General features: G+C 62.6%; 15 protein-coding genes. 8 read left to right on the forward strand and 7 right to left on the reverse strand.

Features of this window, described 5'->3' with window-relative positions:
* Window positions 1-167: 167 nt before the first annotated feature.
* Entirely contained in the window at window positions 168-554 is a 387-nt protein-coding gene (locus ACE103_RS17695) for an HNH endonuclease (RefSeq protein WP_375780475.1), read from the forward strand.
* Between the two features lie 170 nt (window positions 555-724).
* Here the strand turns inward: ACE103_RS17695 and ACE103_RS17700 are convergent, their stop codons facing one another.
* On the reverse strand, window positions 725-1,279 hold the full coding sequence (locus ACE103_RS17700; protein ID WP_375780476.1) for a recombinase family protein: 555 nt from the start codon (window positions 1,277-1,279) through the stop codon (window positions 725-727).
* Window positions 1,280-1,759: 480 nt separating this feature from the next.
* On the opposite strand from ACE103_RS17700, the gene ACE103_RS17705 reads away from it, so the two are divergent.
* From ACE103_RS17705 to ACE103_RS17715, 3 genes are read left to right on the forward strand one after another with little or no spacing between them, the layout of a single operon-like run.
* A complete protein-coding gene (locus ACE103_RS17705; RefSeq protein WP_375780477.1) occupies window positions 1,760-2,542 on the forward strand; it encodes a hypothetical protein in 783 nt (260 codons plus the stop codon).
* 33 nt (window positions 2,543-2,575) lie between these two features.
* Window positions 2,576-3,139: a Pycsar system effector family protein gene (locus tag ACE103_RS17710; protein ID WP_375780478.1), complete on the forward strand. Its 564-nt coding sequence runs from the start codon at window positions 2,576-2,578 to the stop codon at window positions 3,137-3,139.
* Window positions 3,136-4,215 (forward strand): adenylate/guanylate cyclase domain-containing protein, encoded by a 1,080-nt coding sequence (locus tag ACE103_RS17715; RefSeq protein ID WP_375780479.1) that lies wholly within the window; start codon window positions 3,136-3,138, stop codon window positions 4,213-4,215. The genes ACE103_RS17710 and ACE103_RS17715 overlap by 4 nt, the downstream gene beginning before the upstream one ends.
* A gap of 590 nt (window positions 4,216-4,805) precedes the next feature.
* On the opposite strand, the gene ACE103_RS17720 is transcribed toward ACE103_RS17715, so the two are convergent.
* Together ACE103_RS17720 and ACE103_RS17725 are read right to left on the reverse strand one after the other, a co-directional pair.
* Window positions 4,806-5,132, reverse strand: coding sequence for a hypothetical protein (locus tag ACE103_RS17720; protein ID WP_375780480.1), 327 nt, complete (start codon window positions 5,130-5,132; stop codon window positions 4,806-4,808).
* The gene (locus tag ACE103_RS17725; protein WP_375780481.1) at window positions 5,125-6,537 is read right to left on the reverse strand and encodes a tyrosine-type recombinase/integrase; all 1,413 of its coding nucleotides are present in this window, start codon (window positions 6,535-6,537) and stop codon (window positions 5,125-5,127) included. The genes ACE103_RS17720 and ACE103_RS17725 overlap by 8 nt, the downstream gene beginning before the upstream one ends.
* Window positions 6,538-6,826: 289 nt before the next feature.
* On the opposite strand from ACE103_RS17725, the gene ACE103_RS17730 reads away from it, so the two are divergent.
* On the forward strand, window positions 6,827-7,234 hold the full coding sequence (locus tag ACE103_RS17730) for a GNAT family N-acetyltransferase (protein ID WP_375780482.1): 408 nt from the start codon (window positions 6,827-6,829) through the stop codon (window positions 7,232-7,234).
* A gap of 9 nt (window positions 7,235-7,243) precedes the next feature.
* Here ACE103_RS17730 and ACE103_RS17735 read toward each other — a convergent pair whose 3' ends face one another.
* The gene (locus ACE103_RS17735; RefSeq protein WP_375780483.1) at window positions 7,244-7,888 is read right to left on the reverse strand and encodes a TetR/AcrR family transcriptional regulator; all 645 of its coding nucleotides are present in this window, start codon (window positions 7,886-7,888) and stop codon (window positions 7,244-7,246) included.
* Between the two features lie 117 nt (window positions 7,889-8,005).
* On the opposite strand from ACE103_RS17735, the gene ACE103_RS17740 reads away from it, so the two are divergent.
* Entirely contained in the window at window positions 8,006-10,291 is a 2,286-nt protein-coding gene (locus ACE103_RS17740) for an arylsulfatase (protein WP_375780484.1), read from the forward strand.
* 114 nt (window positions 10,292-10,405) lie between these two features.
* Here the strand turns inward: ACE103_RS17740 and ACE103_RS17745 are convergent, their stop codons facing one another.
* The 3 genes from ACE103_RS17745 to ACE103_RS17755 are packed head-to-tail and all read right to left on the reverse strand — an operon-like array spanning window position 10,406 to window position 15,337.
* Window positions 10,406-10,966 carry an invasion associated locus B family protein gene (locus ACE103_RS17745; protein WP_375780485.1) on the reverse strand — a complete coding sequence of 187 codons (561 nt, stop codon included), beginning with the start codon at window positions 10,964-10,966 and terminating at the stop codon, window positions 10,406-10,408.
* Between the two features lie 58 nt (window positions 10,967-11,024).
* A complete protein-coding gene (locus ACE103_RS17750) occupies window positions 11,025-14,171 on the reverse strand; it encodes an efflux RND transporter permease subunit (protein ID WP_223973140.1) in 3,147 nt (1,048 codons plus the stop codon).
* A complete protein-coding gene (locus tag ACE103_RS17755) occupies window positions 14,168-15,337 on the reverse strand; it encodes an efflux RND transporter periplasmic adaptor subunit (protein ID WP_375780486.1) in 1,170 nt (389 codons plus the stop codon). The genes ACE103_RS17750 and ACE103_RS17755 overlap by 4 nt, the downstream gene beginning before the upstream one ends.
* Before the next feature lie 182 nt (window positions 15,338-15,519).
* Here ACE103_RS17755 and ACE103_RS17760 point away from each other — a divergent pair, with 182 nt between their 5' ends.
* Window positions 15,520-15,981, forward strand: a complete 462-nt coding sequence (locus ACE103_RS17760) for a MarR family winged helix-turn-helix transcriptional regulator (RefSeq protein WP_375780487.1) — start codon at window positions 15,520-15,522, stop codon at window positions 15,979-15,981.
* 127 nt (window positions 15,982-16,108) lie between these two features.
* Window positions 16,109-16,348 (forward strand): hypothetical protein, encoded by a 240-nt coding sequence (locus ACE103_RS17765; RefSeq protein WP_092085525.1) that lies wholly within the window; start codon window positions 16,109-16,111, stop codon window positions 16,346-16,348.
* Window positions 16,349-16,379: the final 31 nt, after the last annotated feature.

The following is a 16,379-nucleotide window of genomic DNA, read 5'->3' on the forward strand; positions in this document are numbered from 1 at the left end:
CCGGTGAAACAGGCGGACCGAGCCGGCCTCTTCTGGCCCGGCAAGGATAAACCATCGCTGACATGCGGTGTCACAGTGGGGGCCGACGCAACGGTCTCTGAGGGTGACAGAAGCGGACCGAGGTTTGCCCGCAGACAGCCCTTTCCCGTACAAGCGGTCCGTCGCCCATGCGTTTGAATTGTCAGGGGCTCCCGCAGCCCTCGGGCACAGAACGGCTCTCCAAGAGCCTCACCGCCGAGCGTCTCAGAGAACTACTCAGCTATGATCGTGCCACCGGCGCGTTTCATTGGCTCGTTTCCCCGGCCAGCAGCATCCGACCGGGCACGCGCGCCGGTTGGCGCCACAGCTCTGGCGCGACCTGCATTACGATTAACGGGCGGCACTACTTTGCGCGCCGTCTCGCGTGGCTCCATGTCACCGGCGCTTTGCCGGCCGCTGTCCAGAACATCGACGGCGATCTCGCAAACGACGCCTTTGAGAACCTGCGCCTCGCCACCATCAATCGCATGGGACGGCTCAGGCTCAACCGTAGGGCTGCGCACAGGCGAGCCTAACGTGCATCTAACGGTGCGCCGACCGTCGCTCTAAAATGGACCAAAAATGTTTGTGGCTATCGAATAGGCCTGCTGGAGAATTTCCCCCGTGTGGGGTGCCTCGCGCGCGCTGTCGCGCGTGGACCAAAGAGGACACCGACGGTCACACCGGGGTGATGAGGAAGGGGCGTTTAGGACAGCAGCCGTCCAATCGTCGTGTGGCTTACACCGAACGTCCTCGCGATGTCCGTGAGCGCCTCGCCAGCCTCTCTGCGGGCAATCGCCTCGCGTTGCTGGTCGCGGTTGAGAGCCTTCGGCCGGCCCATGTGGACGCCGCGCTTCTTGGCTCTCTCCCGGCCTTCCGACGTGCGGGCGAGAATGAGAGAGCGCTCGAACTCAGCCAGGCCACCGAGCACAGTGAGCATCAGCTTGCCGTGCGGAGTTGTCGTGTCAGCCCACACATCAGCAAGCGACCTGAAGCCGGCGCCGGCCTTGGCGATGACGTCGAGCGTGTTGAGCAAGTCCTTCGTCGAGCGTGCCAGCCTGTCGAGCCGGGTAACCACCAGCACGTCGCCCGGCTGGAGAGTTGCCAGTGCCCTCTGAAGGGCCTTGCGTCCATCCGTGCTGGCACCAGAGCGCTTCTCCGAGAACACCTTGGTGCAGCCACCGGCGCCACGCAACGCGGCCTCCTGTGCCTCCAAGGTCTGGCCGTCCGTGCTCACCCTCGCGTAGCCGTAGATCGCCATTCCCCAAGCTCCTGACTTTCGTTCATGACTTTCGCACAGAATAACTTGAGCGATCTCAAGGTCAACCGAAATGTGCAAAAGTCTTGACTTTCGTTCAGCGGCGTCGAGCCGGGCGGCGACGGGTGCAGATCAGGAAGGCTACCGCGCAGCAGGCGCCGCGCAGAGCATGGACAGATAGGGGAGCGTGTGACGCCTCGCGTAACCAGCCGCCCAATCGTCGTGGCTCACACCGAACGTCTCGGCGCTTCGCATAATTCTAAGTCCGTGTGAGTGCGCGGGTGTCGGCTAAATGTTTTCTCGGCGCACCCTCGGTGCACGTTCGGTGGCACTTGAGTGACCCGCCAGTCCACGGCCCGGCTGTGAATAGTTGGGAAACGGGCAAATCGCTCGGGAACTGAAGGGCTGCATACCATATAACCGAACGCGAGCCTGATTCGTGCCGCAACCGGTGCGTTTATTTAACAGGAGCCTGTTTCGCCCATGAGCGACTTTACTAATTTCCGAGCGGTATACGACGAGTTGACAGACGAGGTTTCGAGGTCGCGCCATCAGTTTGTAGCCGGGCACCTGCAAAACTGGTTCAGGCACTTGGATGAGACCCCGCAGGTTTCGGAAGTCATCCAAGACTTGCAGGCCGATCTTGACTTCGATGCATGGTATGCCGAGCAGAAAGAGAACTCACAAGGGATGGGCCCCGGGGTTCTGAACTATCCCGCCGACTCTGGAAAGCAGCTTGGACTAAAGCTCCTACTTTTTCGCCACTTTGCCGCTGGCAAGGAGGTGCTTTGGCAATTTGCACACGGCTTCATCTCTTCGTCGCGCGATCTTAATGTTCTCACGCACGATGCGATTGACCAAGTCTTCGGGCCGATGGCGCGGGAACTGAGGCGCTATCTCGAAGGAGAGACCGCCAAGCGGAGCGCCGTGCCGGCGTCTGACCGCAGCGTTCGGGTCGACCACAACAGCGCCGACTACGCGCGTGCAGATCAAGCGCTCGATGAACTTGAAGAAGCTGTTCGGGCGGCTAACACGTTTGATGACCCGGAAGAGAAGGAGCAGCGTGAGGCTGAAGTCTCTGCCGCTCGTAGGCTGATCAGGGCAGTCCGAGTTCGTTTGGAGCCGCTGGCCGAGCTGCTCAAGCCATTGCTGGTCCAATTCGGAACCAACCTGAAGGATAACCTTGTCAAGGCAGCAGCTGCTGCCGCATCAGCGGCGCTAATCGCTCTCTTTGGTTATCTGCTCAAGACTTTGCTTGGACTTTAGCGCGCCCCACACAGCCAATCAAAGGACCCCTCAGTGGCAACGAATGACCAGAGAAAAACGCTGAACGATGCCCTTTCAGCCACCTTGTCGCGCACAATCGACTTTTTGAAGTTCGCCGAGACTAAGAACGCAGCGCTTCTCACCTTCGCGTCGGCATGGTTGGTGGCGTTATCAAATTTGCTGGCGAGCGATCACATGCATGACCGAGGGCCCCGTATTGCTGTGGCCGCGTCAATGTTGTTTTTCGCGTCGGCTGCCCTTACTGCGATTTATTCCTTCTTGCCCAGGCTCAAGCTGGGCAGCTTCCAGCGAGACCCGGAGAGGCAAAAAAGCCTGCTCTTCTTCGGCGACATATCCGAATTTGAAGCGACGGCCTATGCCGCGCGCTTCGCAGAACGTTATTCGGGGGATGCCGAACAAGGAATTTCAAGCGCATACCTGCATGACCTCGCGGTGCAGGTGGCAGCGAACAGCGTCATTACGCTTCACAAGTTTAGAGTTTTCAACATCGGTGCCGTGCTCGTCATGGTCGCGCTCCTCGTCTTGCTCGGAACCGCCGCTTGTTTGGGCTACAATCACCTTTGGACAACACCATGACGCTGCAACAACTTCGGGACGAATTAGCCGACGAAGTGTCCACCATACTCGATAGCGGGTTCTCGATCTCGATAACGCAAACCAACACCGTTCCGCATTCTGGTGACCCCGTTATTACATTTCCGAATCTCGATACGGATACGCAGGGAGCAAAGCTGATAGAAACCTGTGTGCTATATATAGACATGCGAAGATCGACCGATCTCAATCTCGCGCACAGGGCGCCAACGGTCGCCAAACTCTATTCCGCTTTTGTGCGAGCCATGACCCGAACGGCGCGTCACTACGGGGGCCATGTAAGAGGTATCATCGGCGATCGAGTGATGGTGCTTTTTGATGTCCAGAACTGCTTCGAGAGCGCGGTTGATTGCGCCGTTGCCATGAACACCGTTTGTCGGCACATCATCAATGAGCACTTTAAGCCGAACGATGTAAGGTTCGGAATCGGCATCGACTACGGAAGGATGCTCGCAACCAAGACAGGCATTCGGCGCCACGGCGTCGAGCAGCCGAACTATCAGAACTTGGTTTGGCTTGGGCGTCCCGCAAACGTGGCATCAAAGCTGACAGACGTGGCGAACAAACCGGAAGAGTCCACTACGGTCCCCACTGTGCGTGTCGCTTATGAGAATCGTGCGCCTGCCGCCCTTGGAGGGCTGTTTGGGAGCGGACTTGGCGGAGCTTTGAGCCCTTTCTCCCCCGCTTACGGCATCCTGCATCAACCGTCCGAGAATGCTTTAGCCGGCATTCTGCACCAACCGTCCGGAAGTTCTGACTGGAATTGGAAAACAGAAAGCCTTCGCGATTTCGTCTCGCAACTCGATGTCCAATACGGTCCGCGCGTGGTCCACAAGCATCCGGACTTTAAGAGTTTCTTCCTCTTCGAGGAGACGCAAAAAACCCGCGAGGCAACGCCGTCTATCCTCATGACTTCGGCGGTATGGCTCGGCTTCAAGAAAGCGAAGCCCAACAGTTCGTTGATCCAGAATGCGCTCTTCGGGAAGGTCAACGTGCGGGTGCCTGGCTACAACGGCGACGTGTACGGCGGCGGCGCAATTTTCACCAATCTTACTTAGTTGTTGGAGAGGTGCCTCTACGGTGGCAGGCAACCTTTGCTCCGGGCCTCTCCCACGAAGCTAACGGCTTCACAGTGGGCCATGATGAGTTCCTCAAACTCGTCGTCAACGGTCCGCACATAGATGCCCCTAACTGACTCTTGGTAGGCCTCCTCCGCAGAGGCCGAGTACCGTCTTTCGCATCGTCCGGGGTTTCGTGCCCTGTAGGCAGGGTCGTTGATGTGCGCTTCGCAATCGGCAACCCGAGCTTCCCGCTCGGCGAGGCCCTGCCGTATCACTTCGATATTCTCATCGCGACGCTTCTTGACAGATCGCCGCGCGGTCTCGTGCAATTCCCGTAGGGCGTCGTCAGATAGGATGGAAACTCGATGAGCTCGCATCGCCGCCTTGTCGGCAATTTTGAAATTGGGCGCCACGTAGAGCGCGCAAGCTGCGGCAGCAGCGACCAGCGCCGCTGTCGTCAGCAATAGTGTAGGCCGCATGGTGCTTCTTTACTCCAGTCCCTCTTGGAGGGATGTGTAAAAGCCGCTTTCGTTGCGTGTCTCTTCAACTTTAGTTCGTAGCAGGCCGTGCGAGGCGGCGCTTGCGAACTATAACTGACCGGCGGCGATCTTAAACAGGCCCTCCGCATAGCCACGACGGTACTCGTCCTGAACTTCGTCCTGCCACCCTGCATCCCAGCCGAAGGCATAGGCGCCTTCCTCGGTGGCCGCCACAACCGAGCTGTAAACGACGTTCTCTGTCCAGCCGGTGTCCGCTGCAGTGCCCTGTCGGTTGGCGCGGGCATCCTCCAAGCCTCGCTTGCGCGCGGCCTCTCTGGACATCTCGTCGACACTGTCGCGGCCATCTCGATAGCCGGCTCGGAACATCTCGGCGATTGTGAAGTCAGTGGTGTCGAGAGTGACGATGTCAGCCATTGCTCATTGCTTCCTCTTGTGCCTGAGAGGATTTCTTCGTGGGTAACTTCACAGCCTCAACGCAGCGCGTGAACTGTTCTCGGTCGGGGCCGGCGGAGTAAAGGCCCAGCGTTATCCCTGCGCGCTTGTGACCCACCACGGCGGCGATGATGTGCTCCGGCTGACCGGCGCGCTCCGCTTGGGTAATGAACCACCGCCGGAAGCTATGGAACGTAGTGAGGCTTCTGCGTTTGCCGGGCAACTGATCATCGACACCCACGGCGCGCCGGTAGCGCCCGAAGAGTTTGACTGCGGGCATCGAGCGTTCCCGCTCAGAGCCGACAGGCGGGACAGGAAGCTCCGGGAAGAGGTCATCTGAGGGGGCCTTACTGTCGCACAAGCGGGCCACTAACGGGACCAGAGTGGAATGTATGGGGACATAGCGTGGACCGGGCTCACGCTTCTGCGGCTTGAACCTGAACAAGTCTCCCTCGCAGTCCGAGACCTTCAGCGAGGCAATGGCGTCAATCCGCGCTCCAGACAGCGCGGCAATTCTCATGACGGCGTGCAGATACTCTGGCGCGGTGTGGTGCTTGCCGTTGTCGTCAACACCACTGAGGAGCTTCAACACTTCGCCATCGGTGAACGTCCTCGCAGCTCCTTCGCCGTGCTTCGCCTTCGGCAGGGACTGCTCTCGCCACGGATTGTCATCGACATGTCCTCTGCGCTTCAGCCACTTCCAGTAACCGGAGAGCGACGAGAGGTACTTGTTGATCGTCCTCGGTGTCCTCTTCGCGGCCTTGTCGTCCAGTAGCGCAGCAACGAAGCGTCCAGCTACCTTCCGTGTGATGGCTTCGATTGCTGGATCAACCCTGTTCGCTCTGCACCATGCATCCAGTAGGTCGAGAGCGCGCTCGTCATCAGCCATCGACCTTGGGTGCCGCGCAGCTTGCCCATGCCACTGGGTAATGAAGGACTTCAGCAGCGTGCTGTCTCCGGTTGCAAGGCGAGTGAATGAACCGGCAGCAAGTGCTCTCTCGGTATCATACTCGAATGCTCGTTCACCGCTGTTACTGTCGGCAGTCTCGACAGGGTCCCCGGCAAGCTGATCAGCGCGCAGGGAGATGTAGTCGAGGGTGTCCCGTCGTGCTCTGTCGTCTGTTGCCTGCTCTAAGGTCTCTCGCAACGCCAAGGCCTCCTCGGTGTGAGGGTCAACCGGCGTCATGCGCGATGCCCGTGCGAGCTGCCGCTGGAACTCTGCCACTACGGGCCACTTCTGCAGATTGGCGGTCGACAAGCTGTCTGTATTGAGCACGCGACGGAGCTTGGTGCAGCCCAGTGCGGACTGCAGAGGGCGGGGGACAGGAATGACCACTCGCCACTTCAGGCCGTGGCGTTCAAGGTATCGGCGGTCGGCTTTAGCCATGAGGTGCGCCCCCATTTGCGCCCCCACCGTGTGCCCCACAAGTCACTCAAAGTCCACAAGTTTCAACGTTCGTAGATGCTTAGTAGACGTTCGGTTATAGTCCAGGTTCCCCAGCCAATCTGCCTCGGTGGCACGATCATCCTCCAAAATCCCGATGACTTGCCGGGCCCGGCCTGCGCCTGATGCGGGACCGGTCGTGACGTGACGCGATCGAGGGTGGATCAGCGCGGCGTAATCCACCATGGTCTCGCGACTGTGGTGCAGCCTGTTGCGACAGAGGTTTAAGGTGATGGACGAAATTCTTTATGCCCGCGAGCCGTCGATCGGCGTCGACGAGTTCATCGAGGTGCTGCGCCAGTCGGGCCTCGGCGAGCGGCGGCCGCTGGCCGATACCGACCGCATGGCGCGCATGATCGCCAATGCGAACCTGATCGTGACGGCGCGGAAGGCAACCAAGCTCGTCGGCGTCTCGCGTGCGCTGACCGATTTCGCCTATTGCTGCTATTTGTCGGACCTTGCGGTCGATCGAGAATTTCAGGGGCATGGCATCGGCAAGCGCCTGATCGCGGAAACCCGGCGCCACGCCGGACCTGAATCGATGTGCCTGCTGCTGTCGGCGCCCGACTCGATCGGGTTCTACAAGAGCATCGGCATGCCGCAGCCGGACAACGCGTTTCTCTACAAGCGCGAGCGCTAGCGGCAGGCGCTATCTGATCTCCGCCTTCAGCAGCAGCGCGAGGCAATCGGCCAGCCGCTGCTCGATCTCCCTGTCGCGGAGCGACAGCGGGCCGGGATCGTTGAGGATCGCGTTGACGAGCGTGCCCAGCACGACCTGGAAGCCGAAGGCGATGGCGCGGGTCTTCGCCGCCTTGCGGCCCTTGCCCATCGCAGGCAGCAGCAGCGGGGTGGCGTGCTCGGTGGTCGCGCGCGCAAGGCTCTTGAACGTGGTCCATCTGTCCGGCCGGGTGTCGTCGTGCTGGAGAGCGGCGCGCAGCACGCCTTCATGGGCGCGGATCCAGCCGATGACGCCCGACACGACGCGGCGGCAGAGGTCGTCGAGCGCGGCATTGCCGGCGGGACTGTCCATCCGGGCGAGACGCCGCGCGCCGTCCTGCGCGACGACTGCGATCAGGGCGTTGAAGTAGGCTTCCTTGCTCTCGAAGCGGCTGTAGAAGGCGCCGACCGTGGCGCCGACCTTGCTGCACAAGGCTTCGATGGACAGCTCCGCGAGGCTCCTTGTCCGCAACAGCTCGGCGCCGGCTTCAAGCAGCGCCAGCGTCGTCTCACGGCTGCGCTTCTGGCGCGAGGGGGTGACGCCGGGAAGGTCGAACTGGGCTGAAAGCCGCGGCATTTGCGCTTGCGTCTCCTGGTTTTCATAATCATAATTCGGATTACCATTTGAGGCAATCCGGCCGCACCGTGCCGGAACGGGCGGCGGGTCAACCGCGGCGAGGACAGGGAGAGCGCCATGAGCGAGCATCGGACGCCGCCGTTCGGCGGCAGCATCGGCAAGACGGTTGCGACCTCCAAGCCATGGTGGCCCGACACGCTCCAGCCGCCGGCCGGTGCGCCGAACATCCTCGTCGTGCTGTTCGACGATGTCGGCTTCTCCGATTTCGGCTGCTACGGCTCACCGATCCGGACGCCGACCATCGACCGGCTCGCCGCCGAGGGCCTGCGCTACAGCGGCTTCCACACGACTGCGATGTGCTCGACCACGCGCGCGGCGCTGCTGACCGGGCGCAACCATCATTCGGTCGGCGTCGGGTGCCTGGCCAATTTCGATTCCGGCTATCCGGGCTATCGCGGCAAGATCGCGCGCGAGGCGGGGACGCTTGCCGAGATGCTGCGGCAGCACGGCTATCGCAACTACATGGTCGGCAAGTGGCACGTCACGCCGCTGACCGAGAGCGGCGCCACCGGTCCGTTCGACGGCTGGCCGCTCGGCCGCGGGTTCGATCGCTTCTACGGCTTCCTCGACGCGGAAACCGATCAATATGCGCCGGAGCTGGTATCCGACAACACGCAGATCGATCCGCCGGGGACTTACGAGTCCGGCTATCATCTGACATCCGATCTGGTTGACCAGTCGATCCGCTTCATCGCCGATCACACGGCCGATCGTCCCGATCTGCCGTGGCTGACCTGGCTTGCGCCCGGCGCCTGCCATGCGCCGCATCAGGCGCCCGCCGACATCATCAAGAGCTATGACGCAAGCTTCGCCCATGGCTGGGACGTCGAGCGCGCGCAGCGGATGGCGCGGCAGAAGGCGATGGGGCTGGTGCCGGAAGCCACCAGGATGCCGGCGCGAAACGACGGCGTGAAAGCATGGGATGCGCACTCCGCCGACGAGCAGCGCGTGTTCACGCGGCTGCAGGCGGCCTATGCCGGCATGCTCGACCACGCCGACCGGCATCTGGCGCGGCTGATCGCCTTCCTCGACAAGGCCGACATCCGCGACAACACGCTGGTCATCGTGATGTCCGACAATGGCGCGAGCCAGGAGGGCGGCCCGCTCGGTTTCGTCAACGCGATGGGGCCGTATAATTTCCGGCCCGAGCCGCTGCCGGTGAAATTGCAGCGGATCGACGACATCGGCGGGCCGGACACGCACTCCAACTTTCCGCACGGCTGGGCGATGGCCTCGAACACGCCGCTGCGGCGCTACAAGCAGAACACCCATGGCGGCGGCATCCGCGATCCCTTCGTGATGAGCTGGCCGAAGCGCATCAAGGCCAAAGGCGAGCTGCGCCATCAGTTCGTCCACGCCTGCGACCTGACGCCGACGCTGCTCGATCTGATCGGAATCTCCGCGCCGGCCGAGATCGCCGGCTGTCCGCAGATGCCGCTGGAAGGCGAGAGCTTTGCGCGCTCGATCGACGACGCATCGGCGCCGTCGAAGACATCGGCGCAATATTTCGAGATGTTCGGCCATCGCGGTCTCTGGAAGGATGGCTGGAAGGCGGTGTCGTTTCATCCCTCCGGCACGCCGTTCGAGAACGACACATGGGAGCTGTATCATCTCGATCAGGACTTCTCCGAGGTCGACGACCTCGCCGCGAAGGAGCCCGAGCGTCTGGAGCAGATGACGAAGCTGTGGTGGAGCGAGGCCGAGGCGCACAACGTGCTGCCACTCGACGATCGCTTCGGGCCGCGCTTTGCCGAGAACGCTGCGCGCTTTCATGGCGCGCGGACGAAGTTCACCTTTCATGCCGGCATGGGGCACGTGCCGACCGATGTCGCGCCCGACGTGCGCAGTCGCAGCTACACCATCGAGGCGCATGTCGAGATTGCCGAGGGCGCGAGCGGCGTGCTGATCGCGCATGGCGACGCCACCTCGGGCTACAGCCTCTACATCAAGGATGGCCTCCTGGTGCACGATTTGAATGTCGGCGGCGGCCATGAGCTCGTCACCTCGAGCCGCAAGGTGCCCGCGGGTGCGCACCGGCTCGGCCTGCATGTCGAGCGGCTAACTCGCAAGGAGCCGCCGGCCAAGGGTGCGCGGACCGGCGTCACCGAATACGCGCTGACGATCGACGGCGAACCGGTGGGATCGATGCAGACTCAGCTCGGCTTCCACAATTTCATCTCATGGTCCGGGCTCGACATCGGACGCGATCGCGGCAGCCCGGTCTCGCACTACGCGGCGCCGTTCGAATTCACCGGCAGGCTGTTGCAGGTGACGGTCGTGATGCATGACGACCAGAAGCTCGATGGCGACGGTGTGGGGAATGCGGAGATGGCGCGGCAGTAGGCGAGTTCTTCCCGGCGTCATTGCGAGCGGAGCGAAGCAATCCACGGCGCCGCAACGGAAGCATGGATTGTTTCGTCGCTTCGCTCCTCGCAATGACGGAGGGAGTCCCGCGCTTTACTTGATCTTGTCGTACACCGTCGCGAAGTCGGCGAGCGGCATCGGGATGCTGATGGTCTCCTTGCCAAGATTCTGGAACGACACCTTGAGCTGCTTGCCTGTCTTCAGCTGGGCCAGCACGTCGGGCGCGATCGGCGCATTAATGTAGCAGCCGCGCGCCTCGCAGGTCTGGATCGGCACATCGACGGCCTTGCCGTCGTCGACCTGCAGCTTGGCGCCGACGGGCAGGTTCAGCCCGAGCGGAAGCTGGATCAGCGCAACCGGCGCGCGCGTGTCGCCGGGAACGCGGATATTGACGAGCACGATGAGCTGGCCGGTCTTGGTGAGAACAGCCGTCTGCTCCATCGCGCATTCGAGCGGCGCGTCGCGGCTCGCGCTGGTGCAACGCGCGACCCAGCCGGTATTGTTGGGGGATGCGGCATCGCCTTGCGGAGCGGCCGGAGCAGCTGCCAGAGCCGGCGCGGGTGAATTCTTCGCCTTGGGTGTCTGAGCGTGGCCAAGATCGGCCATGCCGAGCACGGTGAACAGGACCAAGAGTGACTTTGCGACAATCTTCACGATACCGGCTCCGAAATGAACACCTTTCGGGTGTGCCGGTATGCGGGCAAAAGTCAAGTCACTCGGCGGCCTGCTTGACCGATCCGTCCTCGCCATCGTCGGCATCGTGGTCGGCGCGCGGCGAGCGGCCCCAGTTCGCAAACGCGTTGGAGAGCCGGTCGAGATAGAGATAAACCACGGGCGTCGTGAACAATGTCAGCGCCTGGCTGACGATCAGGCCGCCGACCATCGCGTAGCCGAGCGGCTGGCGGATTTCGGAGCCGGTGCCGGTCCCTAACATCAACGGCACACCGCCGAGCATCGCGGCCATCGTGGTCATCATGATCGGGCGGAAGCGGAGCAGGGCGGCCTGGCGGATCGCCGCCACCGGCTCCATGTGCTGATCGCGCTCGGCGGCGATCGCGAAGTCGACCATCATGATGCCGTTCTTCTTCACGATGCCGATCAGGAGGATGATGCCGATCAGCGCGATCAGCGAGAAGTCGAAGCCGGCCGCCATCAGGATTGCCAGCGCGCCGACGCCGGCCGAAGGCAGCGTCGACAGAATGGTGATCGGGTGGATGTAGCTCTCGTAGAGAATGCCGAGGATCAGGTAGACGACCACGAGCGCCGCCAGGATCAACAGCGGCACGGTGGACAGCGATTGCTGGAACGCCTGCGCGGTGCCCTGGAAGCTCGAGCTCAGGGTCGGCGGCGCGCCAAGGTCGATCATCGCCTTCTGCACCGCGTCTGTCGCCTGGCCGAGCGCGACACCCTGCGCCAGGTTGAACGAGATGGTGATCGCCGGGAACTGGCCCTGGTGGCTGATCGACAACGGTCGCACCGGTGTGCTGGTCCATTTCGCAAAGGTCGACAGCGGCACCTGTTCGCCGGTCAGCGGCGACTTGATGTAGATGTTGTTCAGCGTATCGATCGAGCCCTGCAACTCCGGCAGCACCTCAAGGATGACGTGGTAGCTGTTGAGCTGGGTGAAGTACTGCGTGACCTGGCGCTGGCCGAACGCATCATAGAGCGTGTCGTCGATCAGCTGCGGCTGAATGCCATAGCGCGAGGCGGTGTCGCGGTTGATCTTCAGCTCGACCGTGGTGCCGTTGGTCTGCTGGTCGGTGGCGACGTCGCGCAGCTGCGGCAGCGTCTGCATCTTGCCGAGAATCTTCGGCGCCCATTCGTTCAGCTCGGCGAGGTTGGCGTCCTGTAGCGTGAACTCGAACTGGGTGCGGGTCGGGCGGCCGCCGAGGCGGACGTCCTGCGCGGCCTGCATGAACAGCCGGGCGCCGAGCACCTTCTCCAGCTTCGGCCGCAGGCGGGCGATGATCTGCTGCGCGTTGGCATCGCGCTCGTTCAGCGGCTTGAGCGTGATGAACATGTTGCCGTTGTTGCCGGCCCGGCCGCTGCCGCCGATCGCCATCGCCACCGTCGCCACGCCGGGATCCTGCATGACGATCTTGCTGAGCTCCTCCTGCTTACCCTTCATTTCAGCGAACGAAATGTCCTGGTTGGCCTCCGAGGTCGCGGTGATCAGGCCGACGTCCTGCTGGGGGAAGAAGCCCTTCGGGATGATGACGAACATGTAAACCGACAGCGCCAGCGTCGCGAAGAAGATCATCAGGGTCGTGAACTTCCAGCGCAGCGCGAGGTCGAGCCCGCTCTGATAGCCGCGCAGCATCGCGTCGAAGCCGCGCTCGCTGAGCTTGTAGAGACGACCGTGCCGTTCCTCATTGTGGGCACGCAGGAAGCGCGAGGCCATCATCGGCGTCAGCGTCAGCGACACGAACATCGAGACGAAGATGGTCATCGCCAGCACCACCGCGAATTCGCGGAACAGGCGGCCGATGATGCCGCCCATCAGCAGCAGCGGAATCAGCACCGCGACCAGCGAGATGCTGATCGAGACGATGGTGAAGCCGATTTCCTTGGAACCCTTGAAGGCGGCGGCCATCGGCCGCTCACCTTCCTCGATGTAGCGGCTGATATTCTCCAGCATCACGATGGCGTCGTCGACCACGAAGCCGACCGCGATGGTCAGCGCCATCAGCGACAGGTTGTCGAGCGTGTAGCCGAAGATCCACATCAGCGCGCAGGCGCCGAGCAGCGCCAGTGGCACGGTCACGGCCGGGATGACGGTGGCCCAGAAGCTGCGCAGGAAGGCAAAGATCACCATCACGACCAGGAAGATGGTCAGGAGCAGGGTGAACTGGACGTCCTCCACCGCGGCGCGGATCGTGGTCGTGCGGTCGCTGATGACCTCGATCTTGACCGCCGGCGGAATGGCCGCGACCAGCCGGGGCAGCGCGGCCTTGATCTTGTCGACGGTGTCGATGACGTTGGCGCCGGGCTGCTTGAAGACGACGAGGAACACGCCGCGCTTGCCGTTGGCCCAGGCCGCCTGCTTGGCGTCCTCGGGTCCGGTCACTGCCTGGCCGATGTCGCGGATGCGCAGCGGGCCGCCATTGCGATAGGCGATGATGACGTCGTTCCAGGGCTCCGCCGTGAGCAGCTGGTCGTTGGCATAGATGGTGTAGGCGCGGGTGGCGCCGTCGATATTGCCCTTCGGGCTGTCGACGGTTGCGATGTTGATCGCGGCGCGGACGTCTTCCAGCGACACGCCTTTCGCGACCAGCTTGGCCGGGTCGATCTGGACGCGAACCGACGGCTTCTGCTGGCCGCCGATGATGACCTGCGCGACGCCGGAAATCTGGCTGATCTGCTGGGCAAGCTGGGCGTCGACGGAATCGCTGACCGTAGTCAGCGGCAGCGTGTCCGATGTCGCCGACAGCAGCATGATCGGCGCGTCCGCCGGATTGACCTTGCGATAGGTCGGCGGCGAGGGAAGGTTCTTCGGCAACTGGCCGCTGGCGGCGTTGATGGCGGCCTGCACGTCGTTGGCGGCGCCGTCGATCGAGCGGTTGAGGTCGAACTGGATCGTGACCGACGCCGTGCCCAGATAGCTCGTCGAGGTCATCTGCGCGATGCCGGGGATCTGCGCGAACTGGCGCTCCAGCGGCTGGGCCACCGAACTCGCCATGGTCTCCGGGCTGCCGCCCGGCAGCGTCGCGGTGATCTGGATGGTCGGGAAGTCGACCTGCGGCAGCGGCGCGACCGGCAGCAGCGGATAGGCGACGAGGCCGACGAACAGGATGCCGGCCATCAGCAGCGAGGTGCCGATCGGGAAGCGAATGAATGGTGCGGAAATTCCGTCGCTCATTCCTGCGTAACCTTCGACTGGGACTGGTCCGAGCTCGCCACCGCCGTCGTCACCAGGGTTCCCGGCGAGACCTTGTACTGGCCCGCGGTGATCACCTGCTGTCCCGGCGACAGGCCATCCTCGATCACTGACTTGCCGTCGATCGACTGGCTGACCTTGAGCTTGCGAAGCTCGGCCTTGTTCTCCTGATTGACTGAATACGCGTACAAGCCTTCGGTGCCATGCTGCACTGCGTCATCCGGGACGACGGTGGCATCCTTCAAGGTTCGGACCAGAAGCCGGGTCGAGACCGACTGGCCCGGCCACAGCGCATGGTCCTTGTTATCAAACACCGCCTTCAGCCGGACAGTCCCGCTGGTGGTGTCGACCTGATTGTTGATCAGCGCAAGCGCGCCGGTGGACAGCACCCGCTTGCCGTCGGTGGTCAGGGCAATGGTCTTGGGCGGCGCCACAGCCAGTGCCGCCTTGATATCGGGCAGCTGGTCTTCCGGTGCGGTGAAGATCACCGTGATCGGCTCGATCTGGGTAATCGTCACGATGCCGGTCTGGGCCGAGGCGTTGACGATGTTGCCGATATCGACCAGTCGCAGGCCGACGATCCCGTCGATCGGGGACTTCACGGTGGCGTAATCGACCTGGGTCTGGGCGTTGAAGATGGCGGCGTCATCGGCCGCGATCTGGGCCGTGAGCTGGGCCACGGTGGAGCGCTGGGTGTCGAGCTGCTGGCGCGTCGCGAACTCGCCGAGCTTGGTGTAACGCTGCAGGTCGAGATTGGCGTTGGCGATGTTGGCCTCGTCCTGGGCCTTCTTGGCCTTGGCCTGGTCGAGCGCCGCCCGATAGGGCCGCGGATCGATCTCGACCAGCGTGTCGCCCGCCTTGACGAACTGGCCTTCCTTGAAGGCGATCTTGGTGATCTGGCCGTCGACCCGGGTGCGGACCTGGACGGTGTTGAACGCTTGCACCGTGCCGAGACCGGTCAGGTAGACCGGGAAGTCGGCCTTCTCGACCGGCGCGATCTTGACCGGCACGGCCGGGCGCTGGGCGGACCGCTTCTGCGCGGCTTCAGCCGCCTGCAGATCGTTCGTGTGTTTCTGCCAGCCGAAATAACCGGCCGCGCCAACCGCAGCGATCACTAAGACCCAACCGATGGTGCGTGACTTTGACATGCGGACTCTTGGGCTCGACGTAACAATAAAGGGTGATCGAAACGGTTCACAGAGCTTGCGGATATAATATGCGTGCACTTAATGTGTAAACACACCAAGGCTTGAGAATCCTAAACATTTGGAAAGGTTTAGGTCAGAAACGAGCAGAAACATTCTGTCCGGGAAACGCTCCGAGGACCCCCATGTCGCGCGATCTCAAACGCCAGTTCATTGCGCAGCTCGTCGAGAGTTCCAGGCTGCTGCGCAACTATATCGATCATCGCGCCAAGGCGCGAGGCACCACGCGCGCACAATGGATCGTGCTGTTCCGCCTGCGCGAGCAGGAGGGACTGTCCCAGGTCGACCTTGCCGACGTGCTCGAGTTGCAGCCGATCTCGCTGGTGCGGCTGCTTGACCGCCTCGTCGAACATGGCCTGCTCGAACGCCGTCCCGATCCCAGGGATCGCCGCGCCAATCGCCTGTTCCTGACCAAGAGCGGGCGCCGCCTCGTCGACGATCTCGACAGTCTGCGCGATGAGATCGCCGGCGACGTGCTCGGCGACGTATCGGACAAGCATGTCGAGAGCGGACTGGCCACGCTGCGCGAGGTCAAGGATCGCATCAAAGCGCTCGGCGAGGATGCCGGGCACATCGCCGCGAAATAGCGCGCGCCTCGCCGCGTCCAGACCTGCTCTCCATCCGTTCACCTGATGCGGCTTGCGCGACGTGGTTGAAACGCCGCGGGATGTCGTTCATATCGCGCAGCGACGATGCGAGAGGATGAGGGCAGCGATGGACGAGTTGAACGGACGCATGATGGCATGCCAGATCCTGGTCACCGGGTTGATCGCGCGCGTCGCCAACGAGCAGCGTGACCCGCTGCGCTTTCTCACCGACTTCCGCGACGAGATCAAAGCGGTCGTTGGCGGCGTCAATATCGCCGGTCTCGAGAACAGCGACCGCGTGCGGCAGGTCGCGCAGCGGACCATCGACGAGCTGTTCTCGCTGATGAAGCCACCAAGTGCCGAGTGATTGGCGAGACGCCTTGGCACTAGTTTAGAAC

The sequence above is a fragment of the Bradyrhizobium sp. ma5 genome (assembly GCF_042258955.1).
Classification (GTDB): domain Bacteria; phylum Pseudomonadota; class Alphaproteobacteria; order Rhizobiales; family Xanthobacteraceae; genus Bradyrhizobium.

Excerpts from the sequence above, each read along its gene's own strand:
- ACE103_RS17700 (WP_375780476.1), bottom strand. The coding sequence starts at position 1,279 with ATGGCGATCTACGGCTACGCGAGGGTGAGCACGGACGGCCAGACCTTG.
- ACE103_RS17720 (WP_375780480.1), bottom strand. The coding sequence starts at position 5,132 with ATGGCTGACATCGTCACTCTCGACACCACTGACTTCACAATCGCCGAG.
- ACE103_RS17730 (WP_375780482.1), top strand. The coding sequence starts at position 6,827 with ATGGACGAAATTCTTTATGCCCGCGAGCCGTCGATCGGCGTCGACGAG.
- ACE103_RS17750 (WP_223973140.1), bottom strand. The coding sequence starts at position 14,171 with ATGAGCGACGGAATTTCCGCACCATTCATTCGCTTCCCGATCGGCACC.
- ACE103_RS17715 (WP_375780479.1), top strand. The coding sequence starts at position 3,136 with ATGACGCTGCAACAACTTCGGGACGAATTAGCCGACGAAGTGTCCACC.
- ACE103_RS17735 (WP_375780483.1), bottom strand. The coding sequence starts at position 7,888 with ATGCCGCGGCTTTCAGCCCAGTTCGACCTTCCCGGCGTCACCCCCTCG.
- ACE103_RS17740 (WP_375780484.1), top strand. The coding sequence starts at position 8,006 with ATGAGCGAGCATCGGACGCCGCCGTTCGGCGGCAGCATCGGCAAGACG.
- ACE103_RS17695 (WP_375780475.1), top strand. The coding sequence starts at position 168 with ATGCGTTTGAATTGTCAGGGGCTCCCGCAGCCCTCGGGCACAGAACGG.
- ACE103_RS17765 (WP_092085525.1), top strand. The coding sequence starts at position 16,109 with ATGGACGAGTTGAACGGACGCATGATGGCATGCCAGATCCTGGTCACC.
- ACE103_RS17755 (WP_375780486.1), bottom strand. The coding sequence starts at position 15,337 with ATGTCAAAGTCACGCACCATCGGTTGGGTCTTAGTGATCGCTGCGGTT.
- ACE103_RS17705 (WP_375780477.1), top strand. The coding sequence starts at position 1,760 with ATGAGCGACTTTACTAATTTCCGAGCGGTATACGACGAGTTGACAGAC.
- ACE103_RS17760 (WP_375780487.1), top strand. The coding sequence starts at position 15,520 with ATGTCGCGCGATCTCAAACGCCAGTTCATTGCGCAGCTCGTCGAGAGT.
- ACE103_RS17725 (WP_375780481.1), bottom strand. The coding sequence starts at position 6,537 with ATGGCTAAAGCCGACCGCCGATACCTTGAACGCCACGGCCTGAAGTGG.